The 17,891-nt window shown below is 44.8% G+C and carries 11 protein-coding genes; all 11 read right to left on the bottom strand.

Annotation, left to right across the window (positions count from 1 at the left end; genetic code table 11):
• Nucleotides 1-70: 70 nt before the first annotated feature.
• The 11 genes from CVD28_RS13705 to CVD28_RS13655 all read right to left on the bottom strand — a co-directional run bounded on the left by CVD28_RS13705 (nucleotide 71) and on the right by CVD28_RS13655 (nucleotide 17,329).
• Entirely contained in the window at nucleotides 71-1,960 is a 1,890-nt protein-coding gene (locus tag CVD28_RS13705) for a PTS fructose transporter subunit IIABC (RefSeq protein ID WP_101592934.1), read from the bottom strand.
• A gap of 13 nt (nucleotides 1,961-1,973) precedes the next feature.
• On the bottom strand, nucleotides 1,974-2,885 hold the full coding sequence (gene pfkB / locus CVD28_RS13700; protein ID WP_101592933.1) for a 1-phosphofructokinase: 912 nt from the start codon (nucleotides 2,883-2,885) through the stop codon (nucleotides 1,974-1,976).
• Entirely contained in the window at nucleotides 2,882-3,634 is a 753-nt protein-coding gene (locus CVD28_RS13695) for a DeoR/GlpR family DNA-binding transcription regulator (RefSeq protein ID WP_101592932.1), read from the bottom strand. The genes pfkB and CVD28_RS13695 overlap by 4 nt, the downstream gene beginning before the upstream one ends.
• Nucleotides 3,635-4,006: 372 nt before the next feature.
• Nucleotides 4,007-5,266: a 2-oxoglutarate dehydrogenase complex dihydrolipoyllysine-residue succinyltransferase gene (gene odhB / locus CVD28_RS13690; protein ID WP_101592931.1), complete on the bottom strand. Its 1,260-nt coding sequence runs from the start codon at nucleotides 5,264-5,266 to the stop codon at nucleotides 4,007-4,009.
• A gap of 1 nt (nucleotide 5,267) precedes the next feature.
• Complete coding sequence (gene sucA, locus CVD28_RS13685) at nucleotides 5,268-8,126, bottom strand: 2-oxoglutarate dehydrogenase E1 component (protein WP_101592930.1); 2,859 nt, start codon at nucleotides 8,124-8,126, stop codon at nucleotides 5,268-5,270.
• A gap of 300 nt (nucleotides 8,127-8,426) precedes the next feature.
• Nucleotides 8,427-9,194: a dioxygenase family protein gene (locus tag CVD28_RS13680; protein ID WP_101592929.1), complete on the bottom strand. Its 768-nt coding sequence runs from the start codon at nucleotides 9,192-9,194 to the stop codon at nucleotides 8,427-8,429.
• Between the two features lie 201 nt (nucleotides 9,195-9,395).
• Nucleotides 9,396-10,490 carry a tRNA 2-selenouridine(34) synthase MnmH gene (mnmH, locus tag CVD28_RS13675; protein WP_101592928.1) on the bottom strand — a complete coding sequence of 365 codons (1,095 nt, stop codon included), beginning with the start codon at nucleotides 10,488-10,490 and terminating at the stop codon, nucleotides 9,396-9,398.
• 200 nt (nucleotides 10,491-10,690) lie between these two features.
• Nucleotides 10,691-11,305 carry a sporulation-specific diadenylate cyclase CdaS gene (gene cdaS / locus CVD28_RS13670; protein ID WP_101592927.1) on the bottom strand — a complete coding sequence of 205 codons (615 nt, stop codon included), beginning with the start codon at nucleotides 11,303-11,305 and terminating at the stop codon, nucleotides 10,691-10,693.
• A 215-nt stretch (nucleotides 11,306-11,520) separates the two neighbouring features.
• Nucleotides 11,521-11,715: a hypothetical protein gene (locus CVD28_RS13665; protein ID WP_101592926.1), complete on the bottom strand. Its 195-nt coding sequence runs from the start codon at nucleotides 11,713-11,715 to the stop codon at nucleotides 11,521-11,523.
• Between the two features lie 279 nt (nucleotides 11,716-11,994).
• Nucleotides 11,995-15,489 (bottom strand): methionine synthase, encoded by a 3,495-nt coding sequence (gene metH, locus CVD28_RS13660; RefSeq protein WP_101592925.1) that lies wholly within the window; start codon nucleotides 15,487-15,489, stop codon nucleotides 11,995-11,997.
• Nucleotides 15,482-17,329, bottom strand: a complete 1,848-nt coding sequence (locus tag CVD28_RS13655) for a bifunctional homocysteine S-methyltransferase/methylenetetrahydrofolate reductase (protein WP_257985866.1) — start codon at nucleotides 17,327-17,329, stop codon at nucleotides 15,482-15,484. Before CVD28_RS13655 ends, metH begins: the two co-directional genes overlap by 8 nt.
• Between the last annotated feature and the right edge of the window lie 562 nt (nucleotides 17,330-17,891).

Below are 17,891 nucleotides of genomic sequence, written 5' to 3'. Positions count from 1 at the left end.
TTTAGTATGGTTAGCAAAATGAAGCCTCAGTACAAAACGGCGTCCTTAAACCGGACGCCGTTTTTCACATTTATGCTTTATTCTTTTTCCAAAATCCGAGCATCACCGCAGTAACCGCTGATCCAATCAGGATCGCTGAAATATAAAGAAGCGGGTGGTTAACAAGCGGGATAACGAAAATTCCGCCGTGGGGTGCCGGAAGTGTTACATTGAACGCCATTGCCAGCGCACCGGCAGTAGCCGCACCGATTACACTGCTGACTATTACGCGAAGCGGGTCTGCAGCTGCGAATGGAATGGCCCCTTCTGTAATAAAGGACGCTCCCATAAAGTAGTTCGTGAAGCCTGATTTGCGCTCAGGTTCAGTGAATTTGTTTTTAAAGAATGTTGTAGCCAAAGCAATTCCAAGCGGCGGAACCATTCCGCCAGCCATAACTGCAGCATGGACACCAAAGTTTTGCGCTTCGATTGCTGCGATACCGAATGTGAAGGCAGCTTTGTTGATCGGGCCGCCCATATCAACGGCCATCATTCCGCCAAGAATTATACCGAGCAATATAGCATTGGCGCCGCTCAATCCTTGAAGCCAATTTGTAAGTCCAGCGTTAATGGCTGTAACTGGTTCGTTGATGACAAACATCATAAGCAGTCCAGTGATCAAAATTCCGAATACCGGGTAAAGTAATACAGGCTTTATGCCTTCGAGAGCTTGCGGTAGTGCGTCAAATACTTTTTTCAATCCTAAAACGATATAACCTGCTAGGAAACCAGCGATCAATCCGCCTAGGAAGCCGGCACCGGCCTGCGCAGCCAGTAATCCGCCGACCATACCCGGTGCAAATCCCGGTCTGTCGGCAATGCTGCTTGCAATAAAGCCGGCAAGAATCGGGACAAGGAAGAAGAACGCTCCATTGCCGCCGCCAATGTCCATAAGAGCTTTCGCAATCGGATTGTATGTTTCGTGATTTGGATCTGATGCCTGAATCCCAAAGAAGAAGGAAAGTGCGATTAAAATACCGCCGCCGACTACGAATGGAAGCATATTGCTTACACCGCTCATTAAGTGCTTATAGAAACCGGTCCCTTTTCCGGAGGTTTCGCCATCTGATTTTCCGCCTCCGCCGCCCCTGAATACAGGTGCATCCTTCTTAAGCGCCCGCTCTATCAATTCCTGCGGCTTTCGAATTCCCTGGGCAACCGGAACTATGATAACGTGCTTTCCATTAAACCGGTCCATTTCCACCTGTTTATCAGCAGCAACAATAATAGCTTCTGCTTCCTCAATTTCCCGGCTTGTCAAGGCGTTCTTTACACCTGTGGAACCGTTTGTTTCTACCTTGATGTCTACACCCATTTCCTTCGCTTTCGCCTTAAGGGCATCAGCAGCCATATATGTATGGGCGATTCCTGTAGGGCATGCCGTTACCGCCAGAACTTTACCGGCAGAAGGGTCAGTGCTCTCTTCCGTTTGTGGCGCTGCTTCTGCTTCTGCTTCCGACGCCAGTTCAGATTCTTTCGCATCAATTGCAAGGATTACTTCTTCAATTGTCTCAGCCATTAGTAGCTTTTCACGGAAACCGCCATCCATCAATAATGATGACAATCTTGAAAGTGTTTCAAGATGGGCGTTATTTGCGCCTTCGCTGGCAGCGATCATAAATACTAATTGCGCCGGCTGGCCATCAAGCGATTCGTAGTCCACACCTGCAACAGATCGCCCAAAAGCAATGGCCGGAGTTTTAACCGCAGAAGTTTTGGCATGCGGAATCGCAATTCCCTCACCGATACCAGTCGTGCTTTGTTCTTCACGGGCTAGGATCGCTTTTTTGTAACCTTCACGGTCATTAAGCCTTCCAGACTTATCTAATTTATTTACTAATTCGTCAATTACTTCATTTTTAACAGTGGATTTGAGATCCAGAATAACTGTATCATGCTTTAATAATTCTGTTATCCTCATTGAAAAATCCTCCTTACATTCTCTGAATTTTTATCTGCGGCAATAAAGTTTCGATGTCTTCTTTTTGGCAAAGATCCGCTGAAAAAGCAGTAGCACTGCCAGAGGCAACACCGTATTTAAATGCTTCCAGAAGATCGCCGGTTTGCATATACATACCGACAAATCCGGCTACCATTGAATCACCTGCCCCTACGGAGTTTACTACCTTTCCTTCAGGGACATTTGATAAATAGCATTCTTCTGCCGTACAGAGGACTGCTCCTGCTCCTGCCATCGAAACGATAACATGCTGCGCCCCTTTTCCAACCAGCTGCCGGCCGTAATATACTGCATCTTTGGCATTATTAATTTCTGCTGAAAAAAGCTCCCCAAGCTCATGATGGTTAGGTTTGATCAGAAAAGGACTGTGCCCAATTACGTCATTGAGGTCATTTCCGCTCGTATCAACTACTACCTTTACCCCTTTGGATGCAAACTTTTCTGTCATTGATTGATAGAAATTCCCGGGAAGGCTGGGCGGAACGCTTCCCGACAGGACAAGCAGATCACCCTGCTGCAGGCTGTCCAGCTTCTTCAGCAGTGATTCGTAATCACTTTTTTCAATCTCAGGTCCCAGCCCATTGATTTCCGTTTCCTGACCGGTTTTCAATTTTATATTGATCCTTGTATCACCCGTTATCTGAACAAAATCCATTCCTACTTTTTCGTCACTCAGAAAATCGGAAATGAATTTTCCGGTAAAGCCGCCGATGAAGCCAAGCGCCTTTACAGGTGAACCAATCCGATTCAAAACTCTTGCGACATTAATGCCCTTACCGCCCGGGAACTTTGCATCCCTTCTCATGCGGTTCAAGCCATTTATCTGAAAATCATCAACTTCCACTATATAATCGATTGAAGGATTCAGTGTTACTGTGTAAATCATGCAGTCACAACCTTTACTTTAGCTAGATTTATATAAGGTTCAAGAGATGAATCATTGTTCTCATCCGTTATAATAACTGCCGATGAGACCTCTGCCACTTTTGAAAAAGTAACCTCCTGAAGCTTGGAGCTGTCCGCCAGTACAAAACACTCGTTGGAAAGGGACAGCGCTATGCTCTTCATTACAGCCTCCTCCGGATCTGGCGTTGTAAATCCAATTTCCGGGTGAATTCCGTTCATTCCCAAAAAACATTTATCGAATCTATATTGGCTCAAAAAGCGGACCGCCATGCTTCCCACAATTGCATTAGTCGATTCTTTCAGCTGTCCGCCCACAATGATTGTTTTTATTCCAGCTGTCATTAATGGAGCAATATGCATCAAGCCATTGGTAATGACAGTAATTCTTTTGCCCTCCAGATGCGGAATCATGCAGCTTGTCGTCGTTCCGGCATCCAGGTAAATGCAGTCACCATCTTCGATAAAGGACGCAGCTGCTTTCCCAATTTTCTGTTTTTCCGCTGGCTGTCTCGCAATTTTTTCAATGACGGTGGGCTCAAAGCCTTTTCTCTGAAGAAGCGCAGCTCCCCCATGTACACGTTTAAGCTGATTTTGTTCCTCCAATTGAATTAAATCACGTCGAACTGTAGATTCAGAAGCCTGAAGATGCTCTACAAGTTCCTGGAGCTTAACTGTCTGTTTTTCCTTTAATAGGGAAAGTATAAGGAAATGCCTTTCTTCGGTTAACAAAACTTTCACCTCTTAACGTTTGAAAACTTTCTATGACTGTATCATAACGTAAGCCCTTTCATTAATCAATCATTATCAACCAAAAACACTCAATATCCTTCAATAAAATTAAAAAAACGTTCACAAACATCCACTGTTGCATCTACGATAATTAACGGCCGCTTGATTTCTTCCACCTTTATCTAAATAAAGGGAATATGATGTAAGTCTGAACAATAGAGGTTAGGCAGGGATATATTTGTTATGTGGGCTTAAATGGAGACAGTCACCCTAAGCAGCTCCTAAGTTAGGAAACTATCTCAGCAGCCAAATGTCCATAAAAATGCAAAAATACCGTCTCTAAATAGAGACGGTACTTTTGTTTCTTTATCGTTATCCTTCCAGTAAAAGCTGTTCCGGATCTTCAAGCAATTCTTTTACAGTTACCAGGAAGCCTACCGCTTCCTTTCCATCCACGATTCGATGGTCATAGGACAGTGCCAGGTACATCATCGGCCTGTTTTCCATACGCTCCGCATCAATAGCTACTGGGCGGGTTTGGATTTTGTGCATTCCGAGAATTCCAACCTGAGGTGCATTTAAAATCGGCGTTGATAATAATGAACCGAATGTTCCGCCGTTTGTGATTGTAAATGTGCCTCCCTGCAGGTCTGAAAGTGCAAGTTTATTGTTTCTTGCTTTGACAGCAAGCTCGCCGATGGATCGTTCGATATCAGCAAATCCCTTTCTGTCAGCTTCTCTTACAACCGGAACAACCAGGCCTTCTTCAGTGGAAACGGCTACTCCAATGTCATAGAAATTCTTTTTCAGGATGTTTGTTCCCTGGATTTCAGCATTCAGTAAAGGATATTTTTTCAGGGCCCCAATTACTGCTTTGGTGAAAAATGACATGAATCCAAGCTTAACTCCATGCTGTTTAAAGAAAGCATCTTTGCGGCGGTTACGCAGCTCCATAATAGCAGTCATGTCTACCTCATTGAATGTGGTAAGCATGGCAGCTGTTTGCTGTACTTCCACCAGGCGTTTTGCAATTGTCTGGCGGCGGCGGGACATTTTGATTACTTCAATACGTTCATCAGAAGTGACAGCCGCTGGTGCCGGTGCTGCAGCTGGTGCAGGCTTAGAGGCTGGTGTACCTTGCTGAACAGGAGCATTGCCAGCAGCTTCTACATCCTGCACTCTTACTCTTCCAAGAGGGTCGGCAACAGAAACTGCGCTTAAGTCAATCCCTTTTTCACGGGCAAGTTTTCTTGCTGCCGGTGATGCGATTGGTCGCTGGCTGTTTACAGGTTTTTCATCCTGAGGAGCTTGCTCTTGTACCGGGGCAGCAGGGGCAGCTGTTTCAGGCTGAGCTGGTGCTTCTGTTTGGGACTGCTGAGCTTGCGGAGTTTGGCCGCTGGCTTCACCAACAATGGCAATTGCCTGGCCAACCTGTACAGTATCTCCTTCTTCTGCAAGCAATTCCTTCAGCTGGCCCGCGTAATCTGAGATGATTTCCACGTTAACTTTATCTGTTTCCAGTTCAACGATATAGTCTCCCTTTTCAACCATGTCGCCCGGTTTTTTCAGCCATTGGGCCACCGTTCCTTCAGATATGGATTCAGCTAGCTCGGGTACCTTTACTTCTGCCATCTTACATTTCCCCCTCTTGATTACGAGTTATTGCTTTTGTTATGATTTGTTGCTGTTTCAATTTATGGGCGTTTGGATCACCTTCAGCCGGGCTTGATCTCCGTTTTCTTCCAATATATATGACTGGAACTCTGTCACTGGAGGCGGTAATCAGCCTTGGTTCAACAAATGTCCATGCACCCATGTTTTTTGGTTCTTCCTGTACCCAGAAAATTTCCTGCAAATTCGTAAACTTCTTAAGCAGTTCCTGTATTTCCTGGAATGGGAAAGGATAGATTTCTTCAATCCGGATGATGTGCAGCCAATCCAAATCTTCACGCCCTGTTACCTGAGCACTTAAATCGACAGCAATTTTTCCTGTACAAAAAACAATCCGCTCTACTTTTTCAGGATTAGCTCCAAGTCCAGGCTGTTCGATAAATGGTTTAAATTCTCCCTCGCTCAACTCATCGGGATTCGATGAAGTCAGCGGGTTTCTAAGCAGACTTTTTGGTGTCATGATGACAAGCGGCCTGACTTCTTCCATCTCAAGAACCTTTGCCTGTCTTCGTAAAATATGAAAGTATTGGGCTGCGGTGCTCAGGTTTGCCACTGTCCAGTTATTTTCTGCAGCAAGCGACAAGTAACGCTCAAGACGTCCGCTTGAATGCTCCGGCCCCTGGCCTTCGTAGCCATGCGGCAGAAGCATAACAAGACCTGATTTCTGCCCCCATTTCGCACGGCCCGCAGCAATGAATTGGTCAAATATAACCTGTGCCGTGTTAGCAAAATCGCCATATTGTGCTTCCCAGAGAACGAGCGTTTCCGGGGAGAAAACATTATATCCATATTCGAATGCCAGCACGGAAGCTTCTGAAAGCGGGCTATTGTGCAATGCGAACGATGCTGAAGCACCATCAAGCTGATGCAGCGGAGAATATTTCATCCCTGTAGAACTGTCATGCAGCATCAAATGTCGCTGGGCGAAGGTACCGCGCTCCGAGTCCTGGCCGGTTAAACGGATTGGTGTACCATCTTTAAGGATCGTCGCAAATGCCAGTGTCTCAGCCTGGGCCCAGTCAATCTTGCCATCCCCATTAAATGCGTCAAGCCGGCGGGAAAGAATTTTGCCAAGTTTTTTATTAATCTGGAAGCCCTCAGGCCACTTTACCAGATTATCATTAATTTCCTTAAGTTCTTCGGCGGCAACAGAGGTTTCCAGCTTTGGAATCCCATGTTCAACAGTCTCCGGAGGATTCATTTCACTTGCTTCCTTCGGTTTATTGCCGGAAACTTTATTGTAAGCCTGAGAAAGCTTTTCCTCTACCTGGGCTGCAATAGCGGAAACTTCCCCATTTGTCAGCACCCCTGCCTGCAGAAGGCGCTGGGCGTATATTTCCTTCGTTGTCGGGTGCTTATGCACAAGCTCGTACATTTTCGGATTAGTCACTAACGGTTCATCCATTTCATTGTGTCCGAAACGGCGGTACCCGATTAAGTCAATAAGGAAATCCTTTTTAAAAGCAGCGCGGTATTGATAAGCAAGCTGTACCGCTGCCATGCAGCTCTCAGGGTCATCCGCATTGACGTGGACAATTGGGATTTCAAAACCTTTCGCCAGGTCACTCGCGTATTTGGTAGATCTGGAATCTTCGCTCTCCGTTGTAAAACCAATCATATTATTTGCAATAATATGAATGGCTCCGCCTGTTTGATAACCCTTCAGCCTGCTTAGGTTCAACGTCTCAGCAACAATTCCCTCACCCGGGAACGCTGCATCCCCATGAATCAGAATGGCCAGTGACCGGGATATATCCTGAGCTGGGAAACCGGCTTCCTTCCGGTCCTCCTGTGCTGCTCTTGTGTATCCTTCGACAATTGCTCCAACAAATTCGAGGTGGCTCGGATTATTGGCAAGCGTCAGCCTGGCCTTTTTTGTATTTTCCCGTGTGATTTGTTTATCAAGTCCGAGGTGGTACTTTACATCACCAGTCCAGCCGTAATTGATGCCAATGGATCCTTCAGAAGGGACAAGATCCTTATTCGGTGAGTGCTGGAATTCAGAAAAAATGATTTCGTATGGCTTACCAAGTACATGAGCCAAGACATTTAACCTGCCGCGATGAGCCATTGCAATATTTACATTGGTTGTTCCGTTTTGAACAGATTCAGAAATAATGCCATCCAGGAGCGGAACGAGTGTATCCAGTCCTTCAATGGAAAAACGTTTCTGCCCGACGTAGGTACGGTGCAGGAATTTTTCAAAGCCCTCCACTTCATTTAAACGCTTTAGGAGCATGGTTTTGTTTTCCTTTGTAAGCTTAGGGAAGATTTTCCCCGATTCCACCGCGTCCTTCAGCCATTTTTTCTCATTCAGATCGTTGACATGCTGAAATTCAAAGGCAATTGAACTGGTATAACGGCTTTTCAGATATGTTACAGCTTCCAATGCATCCTTTACGTCAGATGGAGGATTTTCCATAAGAAATCCAGCCGGAATGCTTTTTAAATCCGACTCAGTTAAGTCATAATTGGATAACTCCAATAGCTGAGTATCGATTTTCCCTTTCGTGAGCGGATAAATATCCGCTGCGTGGTGCCCATAGGTACGTATGTGGTCAGCTAATTTGGAAGCAGACATGATTTTCTGAATATCAGGCAGCCTTTCTGACTGAGGAACAGAGATTGCTTCTGGAGCAGAACTACCTCCCGCTTCTGTTCGATTCCCATCTAATACAGGTGCACCCCATGCCTCAAACAAGGCTGCAAGCTCCTGTTCAACTGCCGCAGGATCCTGGAGAAACAAATCGTATTGCTCCATAACATAGCCAAGGTTTGGCCCTGCAAAGCTTTTCCAAGGACCATCAACTTTGTTGGTCATTTCACAAACCCCCAACTTTTCTTAAATTAGTTTCTGCTAGTAATTTACAAATTATATAAAAATAGTGATTTAAAGCGAAAATTCTTAATTATTAAGTATAAAACGCTTCCAGAAATTATATTACATGATTCTAGCTAAATATTCAAAGGTTTCTAACGTATTTACAGTAGAATCCTGAAGCGGGGACCTGACTTTTTTTGCTTTAGAAATAATCCTTTAACGTTCATTCACGGTATAAGGGTTTTTGTAAATATTTTCCCCTGCATCCCCTCCTGCTTTTCAATTGGCCCAAAGGCCATTTTAAAATTTCCATGCTGACAAGCTTAAATTTCCAAACTGAAAACTGCGGTGAAGCAATTCGGGCTTCCGTTTATGATTTCCTGCACCCATAGCAATCAGTAGCGGTGCAAAATGTTCTTTTGTAGGCACAGCCAGACTGGCGAACGGGGCAATTTTATCATAGTTAAATAAGCTTTCCATATCCCGATTCAGGAGCTTTTCCTCAACCCAATGTTCAAATGTCACTGCCCAGCCTTCAGCAACCTCCATATCTACAATAAATTGTTCAGGATTATGGACGATCCCTCCGCTGCCAATGATAAGCACATTTTGCCTTTTAAGGGATTTTACAGCTTTGCCAAGCTTATATTGTGCCTGATTGGGAAGAGCGGGGTTTATGGAAAGGGCAACAACAGGAATGCTGGCATCCGGGTACATGATGGATAAAGGTACCCATGCCCCGTGATCCAGGCTTCTGTCATCTTTTAGGTCTGCCAAATATCCTGCTTTTGCAAACAGGGTAAGCAGATGGTCGGAAATATCTAAATCCCCTTTTGCCGGATATGTAATTTCATATAAGGGATCCGGAAAACCGGCGAAGTCATGTATTGTACTGTGATTTTGGACAGCCGAAACCGACTGGGTAGAGCTTTCCCAGTGGGAGGAAAAAATGACAATCGCTTTTGGCGTATCCATTCTTTCGGCCAGACTTTTTAAAAATTGGGTATAACTATTATTTTCGATAACAAGCGATGGAGCTCCGTGCGCTAAAAACAAAGAAGGCATCATAAAAAAACTCACCGGGTCCTTTCTAGCGTGCAAAATGAATCCACTTTTCCTTTTCCTCATAAGGCATTTAGATAAACATAGTTGCTGAATAAAATCCCAAAAAATGGTTTGTTAGTTGCCAAAATGGAAAAACCCTGTTAAGAAACAGGGCTAGTGTATTTATAAAATATCCTTGATTATTCTTCAGCATATTCCCGTTACTTACTTCGCTGCTTGTCTGTTTTTTTCCAAAATATGTGCTGGCAAGCTGTAGCCGGAGTTTTGTAAAATCCCTTCTATTTGTTCTACAGCTGCTTCAATGGAATTGGCGTTTACAACGGTTAGTCTGTCAGCAAATTCTTGCTCCTTATGACTGTACCGGGTGTCATAATAATATACATATAAAAGTTCAATCAGCTTTTGATAATCCCCAATTTCGGCTGCATTTGTTATATCCTGAATAATTTCTTTATTATTAATTCGTTTCGAGATATTTTGCAGCGCCAAATCCACTTTATCCCTGAACCATTGCTCATTCTGATACTGTTCAACATATTCGGTGTATGTCCGTTCCACCCTTTTTTCGAGCGAAGCTTCCACATGTATATGCAGAGCGTTTTCCCTGGCCTCCAGCATAAAGTCCGGCTGGATCGCGTGCCCGATACGCTTGCTTTCAGCTTCCATGATAAAATAAGGAGCGTCCTTCAGGTTCCGCAGTTCTTTATACAAAAGGGAATCAAATATTTTCTGATTATGTGGCTTCCCAAGGCCAAAAGAACCGAATACTGAACCGCGGTGATTCGCGATTGCTTCAAGATCGAGAACCGGATACCCTTTTTCACTCAGCCTCTTTAAAATAAGGGTTTTCCCTGAACCGGTCATCCCATGAAGCACAACGGTGCGAGAAGGCAGCATATCCTCCATCGTTTCCAGGATATACTTCCGGTAGGCGCGGTACCCTCCGGTAATCCTGGCAATGTTCAGTCCCGAAAATACGGCAAAGCTTGCGACAGATTTACTTCTCATACCGCCGCGCCAGCAATACACTACCGGTTTTTTCCCAGTGTCAATCAGACCCCTTATTTCTCCAAGCAGCTGCGGAAGCTTGGGCGCTACTGTTTCCATTGCCCTCCATTTGGCCGCTTCTGAGCCTTCCACTTTATAGATCGTCCCAATTTCCTGTCTTTCCTCATTTGTAAACAAAGGTATATTAATTGAATCCGGTATGGATCCTTCCTCATATTCAATCGGTGAACGAACGTCTATAGCAATAGCGTCTGGGTGCTGCAAAAGCTCTTCTATTGTCCACTCTTTCATAGCCATTGCCCCTTTCCTTATATCACTCTCTATTATAAACCAGAAACCGCGCTTGACAAACCCATATCGACTAAGCTTCCGCCAGCCTATATCATTTTTAAACCGTTAGCCTTGAATAACAACATAAAAAAACCTCTCCGAAGCATCACAGAGAGGATAATCAGCCATTTTTCAATTTAGTATTTTGTTCTAAAAAACAGCTACATGGTAATTGCATGAAGTGCGCCGCGGGAAGCGAAGGAAACCCTTCCAGTTTCCTCAGAAACTACAATCGCTACCGCATCTGTAAGTTCCGTAATTCCCATCGCTGCTCTATGGCGGGTCCCAATCTTTCTGCCCGCCGAAACTTGTTTGGATAACGGAAGAATATTGGCTGCCGAAACGATTATTTCACCACGAATTACAACAGCTCCGTCATGCAGGGGGCTACCAGGGAAAAAGATAGTTTCCAGCAAAGGCTGTGTCGTTTCTGCGGCTACAGGAACTCCATTCTGCAGAAAAGGGTCCAGAGATTCTTCTCTTTCAATAACGATGAGTCCGCCTTGGCGCTTGCCCGCCAGAACTCCAGCGGCGCCAGCAATGCTGCTTCCCTTCTTAGTATAGGGGGATAGGTATGACTTTAAATAAAATGAAGAGGCCAAGCTCTGAGCAGTTGAAATGGACTGTGACAGTTTCTCAAATTCCGTAAGCATGCAGCAGTCATCCGTCTGCAAGTGTTCTGACAAGCCCATAGACATCTTCGTGATCCCTTCAAGCAGCGGTGTAACTTCTTCCTTGAATACAGCCTGCAGTTCATGATTATGATTAATATGCATGTATTTTCACCCTTACTCTAGTTCTGCCGGTTTTTAATCCTTAAGATTAGATTACACCTTAACTCGCGATTTTAATCGGTACACCGGTCTTTTATAGACTAGATTTAGAAAGAACAACCTGGCTTTACTGTTATTAATTGGTTTTACCAATTAGGTGTTAAACTTTTTTAAACAACTATTAATAGCAGTCCAGCATATTTTTAAAGAACATTAATCTAATAAAACGACTTAAAATATACACCAACGGCAAATAAAGAGAGGATAATAACTACAGCATAAATAATAGATAAGTTCTTGATATTCTTTTTTGTAGAGTTTCTATAATCACTGTCGCTTTTCCCAGCTACTGACAGTGTTAATACAACTGCTACTAACATTATAATTACTACTAAAGCAATCGCAAACTTCATGAAACACCCCTCATAGTGGTTGTTAATTGATGAATCAATATTCATTGATTTTAAGTTTCCAAAGCTAAATGAATTTATAAGTTTCTTTTATTTAATTTATTGCTCTGTTAAACTTGCCTGCTAATTTCCGCTATATCGGCGTTTAGGGAGCCCTCGTTACCGCTTGCGGGACTCCCTTGGTCCGCTCGAAGGAAATGCCAAGCTTTATTGTCATATTGATTTTCCTAATAATCCTGCATGTTTTGTATTTTAAGTCATCTGGTAATTTTTCACACTTATTTACAGCACATTAAAATACCTTGCCTCAGGATGGGAAAAGACGATGGCTGATACAGAAGCTTCAGGTTCCATCATATAGCCTTCTGTTAACCTGATTCCCAGTTCTTCCGGATACAGAAGCCTGAAGATTTTCGCCTGGTCTTCCAGCTCCGGACAGGCCGGGTATCCAAATGAATATCGCTGTCCAGTATATTTCGCTGAGAATCTTTCCTTCATTGTCATATCAATTGGATCAGAGATGCCCCATGCATCCCTCATGAGATGGTGCATCCGTTCAGCGAACCCCTCTGCAGTTTCAAGGGCAAGAGCCTGGATGGCATGGCTTTTCAGGAAGTCACCTTCGTTTTTAAAACGCTCGGAGTGCTTGCGGATGCCTTTTCCAGCTGTGACAACAAACAGGCCTACATAGTCCATTATACCTGAATCTATTGATTTTACATAATCGGCCAGACAAAGATGCGGTTCATTATCCTGACGAGGGAAATCAAAGGTTTCCAAAATTTCTGCCGTATTTTCAGGGTTATAAATATTAACCTTGTTTCCATCACTCTGAGCAGGGAAAAATTGATATACTCCCCCAATTGAGTGTTCTTCATCCTTGTGCAGAAAAGCTATCAGTTCGTTCGTCAAATGATTAAGAGCTTCGGCTTTTTCATCCCCATTTTTCAACAGCTCTTCAAACTTGCCTTTAAGCCCAAGATGATGGCCGATCAGCATTTGTTTGTTGATATATGGTTCAACAACGCTTAGCGGGTAATTTTTAAGAACATGCCGCTTTATATCTGCCGGTACAGGAACGACAGCTTGAGGAATGACAGCACTCTTTGTTGCGACAGCCACTTTTTTCGGCAATTCGAGGGTGGCAATTTGTGCACTTCGAGTTTTTCTCCGTTCTTCGAGCTCTTGCAGATGGATATCACGTTTTTCCTCATCATGAAGGATATTTGTGACATTGAGCCCATCCATAGCATCCTTTGCATATAAAACAGAACCCCCATATTCTGGGGCAATTTTGAAGTCTGTAAACTTTCTTGACAATGCAGCTCCCCCTACGAGGATTGGCAGATCAATATTGGCCTGTTTTAAATCCTGGGCTGTCGTTACCATTTGCTGAGCTGATTTGACAAGCAAGCCAGATAAGCCGATAGCCGTTGGGTTGTGCGTACGGACCGCTTCAATGATTTGGTTTGGCGCCACTTTGATCCCTAGATCTACTACATCAAAACCGTTGTTGGAAAGGATGATATCAACAAGATTTTTACCGATGTCATGCACATCTCCTTTGACCGTTGCAAGCAGAATTTTCCCTTTTTTAGAGCCTGCTTCGCCCTTTTCCATTCGAGGTTCCAAGTAAGAAACGGCGGCCTTCATGGCTTCCGCGCTTTGAAGCACCTCAGCTACGATAAGCTGGTTATCGTTGAACAGCCTGCCGACCTCAGCCATTCCCGCCATTAAAGGCCCGTTGATGATATCGAGAGGCTTGTTGCCTTTTTGCAGCGATTCTTCAAGGTCTTCGGTCAATCCCTCTTTTGTGCCTTCGATAATGTATTGACCCAGCCTTTCATCAAGCGGCAGTTTTTTTCCTTCGGCTTTCTTTACTGGCTTTTTGTCCCGATAATATTCGGTAAATACCTGTAATGTTTCCTGTGAGGTTTTAAAAAGCAAATTCTCGGCAAGCCTGATTTCATTCTCTGGAATTAACGCAAAACGCTCCAGCTTTTCTGTATTGACGATTGCATAGTCCAGTCCGGCCTTTGTGCAATGGTATAGAAAAACGGCATTCAGTATTTCCCTGCCCCTTGGCGGGAGGCCGAATGAGACATTGCTGACACCAAGTATTGCCAATGTTTCAGGCAGTGCTTCCTTTATAAGCCTGATTCCTTTGACCGTTTCTTCAGCTGCTCCTATGTATTGTTCATCACCTGTTCCGACTGGGAAAACTAGCGGGTCAAAGATGATGTCTTTAGGATTTACGCCATATTTATTAACAAGCAGCTCATATGATCTTTCAGCCACTTCAAGCTTTCTTTCAGCAGTCACGGCCATTCCCTGTTCATCGATAGTTCCGACTACCAGCGCCCCGCCATAGCGGTGAAGCAGCGGGGTAACAGCTTCAAAACGTTCTTCCCCATCTTCAAGATTGATTGAATTGATGATCGCTTTACCCTGGGAGTTCTTCAGGGCTGCTTCAATTACTGCTTCATCAGTGGAGTCAATGACCAGAGGCACTTTTACTTTTTTTACTGCCTCCTGGACGAATATGCCCATATCTCCCAGCTCATCTCCATCTGGGTCGGCCAGGCAAATATCAATGACATGTGCTCCCTTCTTCACTTGGGCCCTGGCAATTTCGGCTGCTTGTTCATACTTTTTTTCCCGGATCAGTTCCTTGAATTTTTTAGAACCGATTACATTTGTCCGCTCCCCTACAAATAGCGGTCTCATGCTATCATCATAAATCAGCGGTTCAATTCCTGAGACAGCATGGGGATGAGAAGCTTCAGGCAGGCTTCTTGGAGAGACCCCTTCCAGCTCTTTTTTCAGCTCACGGATGTGATCCGGCGTAGTGCCGCAGCACCCGCCGACAATGTTGACCCATCCTTTTTCGGCAAATTGCTTAATCTTTCCCGCTAAAGAAACAGGAGATTCATGATAATGCCCTTCTTCATCAGGCAAACCTGCATTTGGGTAGCAGCTTATTGCGCTTCCTGCTATTTCTGAAAGGCTCCGAAGATGATCGGTCATAAATTCCGGTCCGGTGGCACAATTTAGGCCGACTGCGATCGGCTTCATATGCTCGCAGGAAAGGTAGAAAGCTTCAATAGATTGGCCGGCAAGTGTCGTGCCCATTGGTTCGATCGTTCCGGAAATCATGATTGGAAGCACAACGCCCGTTGCTTCAAAAGCTCTTTGAATGCCTGTGAAAGCTGCTTTTACGTTAAGTGTATCCTGGCATGTCTCCACTAACAGCAGGTCGGCCCCTCCATTGATCAGTCCTCTAGCCTGCTCTGCGTAATCTTCAGCCAGTTTATCAAATGTGGTTCCCCCGGTTACCGTAAGGGTCTTTGTTGTAGGGCCCATTGCTCCGGCCACATATCTCGGCCACTCAGGGGTCGAGTATTTTTCTGCTGCCTTTTTTGCAAGCTGTGCCGATGTCAGGTTTATTTCATATGCAAGCGAACCAAGTCTGTATTCATCGAGGACGATAGCAGCAGCTCCGAACGTATTGGTTTCGATGATATCTGCTCCTGCTTCCAGATAAGCCTCATGAATGTTTATTATCGTTTCTGGTTTGGTCAAGGACAGGTATTCATTGCAGCCCTCGTATTCCTCGCCGCCAAAATCAGCCGCAGTCAGGTTAGCCTGCTGAATCATCGTTCCCATCGCTCCATCAAGAAGCAATATTTTTTTACCAAGCTGACTCTCTAGTGAATTATTACGTAATTGATCTTTGGCTGTATTGTTTATTTGAACTTCCACTGCTACATTACTCATATGCTGCCACCTCTACTAATCGTTTACTGTCAATTGTACGAATATGCTTTGTCAGTTCGGCGGTCATATCGTACCTCAAGAATGGGGTAATGAAATACAGACCGTTAAACCGGTCAGCGGCTGCTTCCGCCAGGCTTTTCGCGATTGCCATGCCTTCTGCCCGTGCTTTGACTGGATCATTAGCAGCTGCAGCCATAGCTTTTCTGACTGGATCCGACAGCTTTATACCTGGTACTTCGTTATGCAGATATTCCGCGTTTCTGCTGCTTGTAAGCGGCATGATCCCAAGGAATATTGGGGTTTCTAAATGTCTTGTAGCCTGATAGACTTCTTCAATTTGGCTCTCTGAATAGATCGGCTGAGTAAGGAATGACTGCGCACCGCATTTAATCTTTTTTTCCATCCGTTCAACCGCTTTGGCGAGATAGCGGACATTTGGGTTAAAAGCGGCGGCAATTCTAAAATTCGTCTTCTGGCCTAAAGGCTGTCCGGAATATGATAGGCCGTCATTAAACTGCTTTATTAGTGAAATTAAATCAAAGGAAGACAAATCATATACGGAAGTAGCTCCAGGGAAATCCCCGATTTTTGAAGGATCACCGGTAACAACGAGAATTTCATTTAAACCTACCGTATCGAGTCCCATTAAATGTGACTGCAGTCCGATCAGATTCCGGTCACGGCAAGTTAGATGTATTAGCGGATTGTGGCCAGTATTATTTTTGATCAGCATCCCGAGAGCGCCATTGCTGATTCTCGGAGTTGCAAGTGAATTATCTGCCAGCGTAATTGAATCCGCACCAGCCTCATAGAGGGCATCGACACCTGCCATAAAATCTTCAATTCCCAGCTTCTTTGGCGGATCCAATTCTATTAAAATCGTTCTTTCGCGCTTCGCTTTTTCGGCTATAGCAACCGTGGTATCTTTTCTCCCAGTATCGTTGATTTCAATTTTTCTTCGTTTGACCGTTTTTTCCATAACCGGTTTTAGTGATCCGATTGCCCTTTTAATTGCTTCAATATGCATTGGTGTTGTACCACAGCAGCCGCCGATGACCCGCGCGCCCTGCTTCCTTAATTCAAGGGCGCTGGTTTCAAAGTATTCCGGCACAGCGGCATAAACCAGCCGCCCATCCTCAAAGTCCGGCAAGCTTGCATTCGGATAGACAGCGAGGTGTGCTTGAGCCGGCAGCGGAACCTCCTCAAGCGCGCGGATCATATGGTACGGGCCAAGCCGGCAGTTCACTCCAACCACATCAGCACCAATTGCTTCCAGCCGTCCGAGTGCTTCGCTTAAATGGACACCATTTTGCAAATAGCCGATTTCATGCAATGATACATTAGCAATGATCGGAAGCTGCGTCTCATTCCTGGCTATTTCCAGCACGGTTTCGATTTCTTCGAGGTCATAATATGTTTCCAGAATGATTCCGTCAGGCTGGGCCATTAACAAACTATACAGCTGTTCCCGAAAACTTCTTTTTATCTCTTCAAGATTCAGGTCCGATTTACGGAAACTTCTAGATGCTCCAATCGTCCCGAATACAAATGCATCCTTTCCTGCCGCCTTTCTGGCGATCTCGATTCCTTTTCGGTTAATCTTGCTAACCTGGTCCTCAAGCCCATATCTTTTTAGCTTGATATAGTTAGCTCCATATGTATTTGATTGTAAAATATCTGCCCCTGCCTCTACATAGGTGGCGTGAATGTTTTCAATCCGTTCTGGTTCAAGAATATTCAGTTCTTCATAGCATTGATCAATTCCATTTATATAAAGGAGTGTACCCATAGCTCCTTCACCTATCAATATTCTTTTTTGCAATTCATGTCTAAAATCCACTTTTAGTCCTCCTCTATGAAAAGTACAAGCGCCCTGGCACAACGAACGTCGACACCAGCACATCCTTACAAAGCTGAGGCTTTGTTTCGCGAGATGTATCGATGCCGAAGCGTTCTTTATCCTGTGCGTCGACGCTGCAGCCAGACATCTGTACTTTTTTTAAAATATACTTTCTATGCTTAAAGCTCTGTACACTTGCATGTTGATTTCCGCTCTAGTGGCGGTTCAAAAGCCTCCTCGGCATACCGGCTGCTGGGTCTCCCTTGGTCCGCATCTCCCGCAGGACATTGAATTGGCTACTTGAAAAAACTCCGCACGAGGGAAATGGGAGCATTTCCGAGGAGTCTCTCGCCTTCCGCTCCAAAAAAGAAAAGCGAGAGCGCCCTGGTCAGAGGAAGAACGGCTAAAGTCGCCACGTCCTCACAAAGCTGAGCTTTGTTTCGTGCGATGTATCGATGCCGAAGCATTCCTTGTCCTGTGGAAACGGCGGCACTAGCACCTCCTGTGCGTCGTGGCTGGGCGCTGCAGCCAGAAATCAACATAGTGCCAATATCAACAATGA

Origin of the sequence: Bacillus sp. M6-12, from assembly GCF_002860285.1 — a bacterium.
Taxonomy (GTDB): Bacteria; Bacillota; Bacilli; order Bacillales; family DSM-1321; genus Peribacillus.
The sequence above is the reverse complement of the archived record's forward strand: the minus strand, read 5'-3'. Positions and strand labels throughout refer to the sequence as shown.

Bases quoted from the DNA above. Each gene is read 5' to 3' on its own strand.
- CVD28_RS13705 (WP_101592934.1), bottom strand. From the start codon at position 1,960: ATGAGGATAACAGAATTATTAAAGCATGATACAGTTATTCTGGATCTC.
- pfkB (WP_101592933.1), bottom strand. From the start codon at position 2,885: ATGATTTACACAGTAACACTGAATCCTTCAATCGATTATATAGTGGAA.
- odhB (WP_101592931.1), bottom strand. From the start codon at position 5,266: ATGGCAGAAGTAAAGGTACCCGAGCTAGCTGAATCCATATCTGAAGGA.
- sucA (WP_101592930.1), bottom strand. From the start codon at position 8,126: ATGACCAACAAAGTTGATGGTCCTTGGAAAAGCTTTGCAGGGCCAAAC.
- CVD28_RS13680 (WP_101592929.1), bottom strand. From the start codon at position 9,194: ATGATGCCTTCTTTGTTTTTAGCGCACGGAGCTCCATCGCTTGTTATC.
- mnmH (WP_101592928.1), bottom strand. From the start codon at position 10,490: ATGAAAGAGTGGACAATAGAAGAGCTTTTGCAGCACCCAGACGCTATT.
- cdaS (WP_101592927.1), bottom strand. From the start codon at position 11,305: ATGCATATTAATCATAATCATGAACTGCAGGCTGTATTCAAGGAAGAA.
- CVD28_RS13665 (WP_101592926.1), bottom strand. From the start codon at position 11,715: ATGAAGTTTGCGATTGCTTTAGTAGTAATTATAATGTTAGTAGCAGTT.
- metH (WP_101592925.1), bottom strand. From the start codon at position 15,489: ATGAGTAATGTAGCAGTGGAAGTTCAAATAAACAATACAGCCAAAGAT.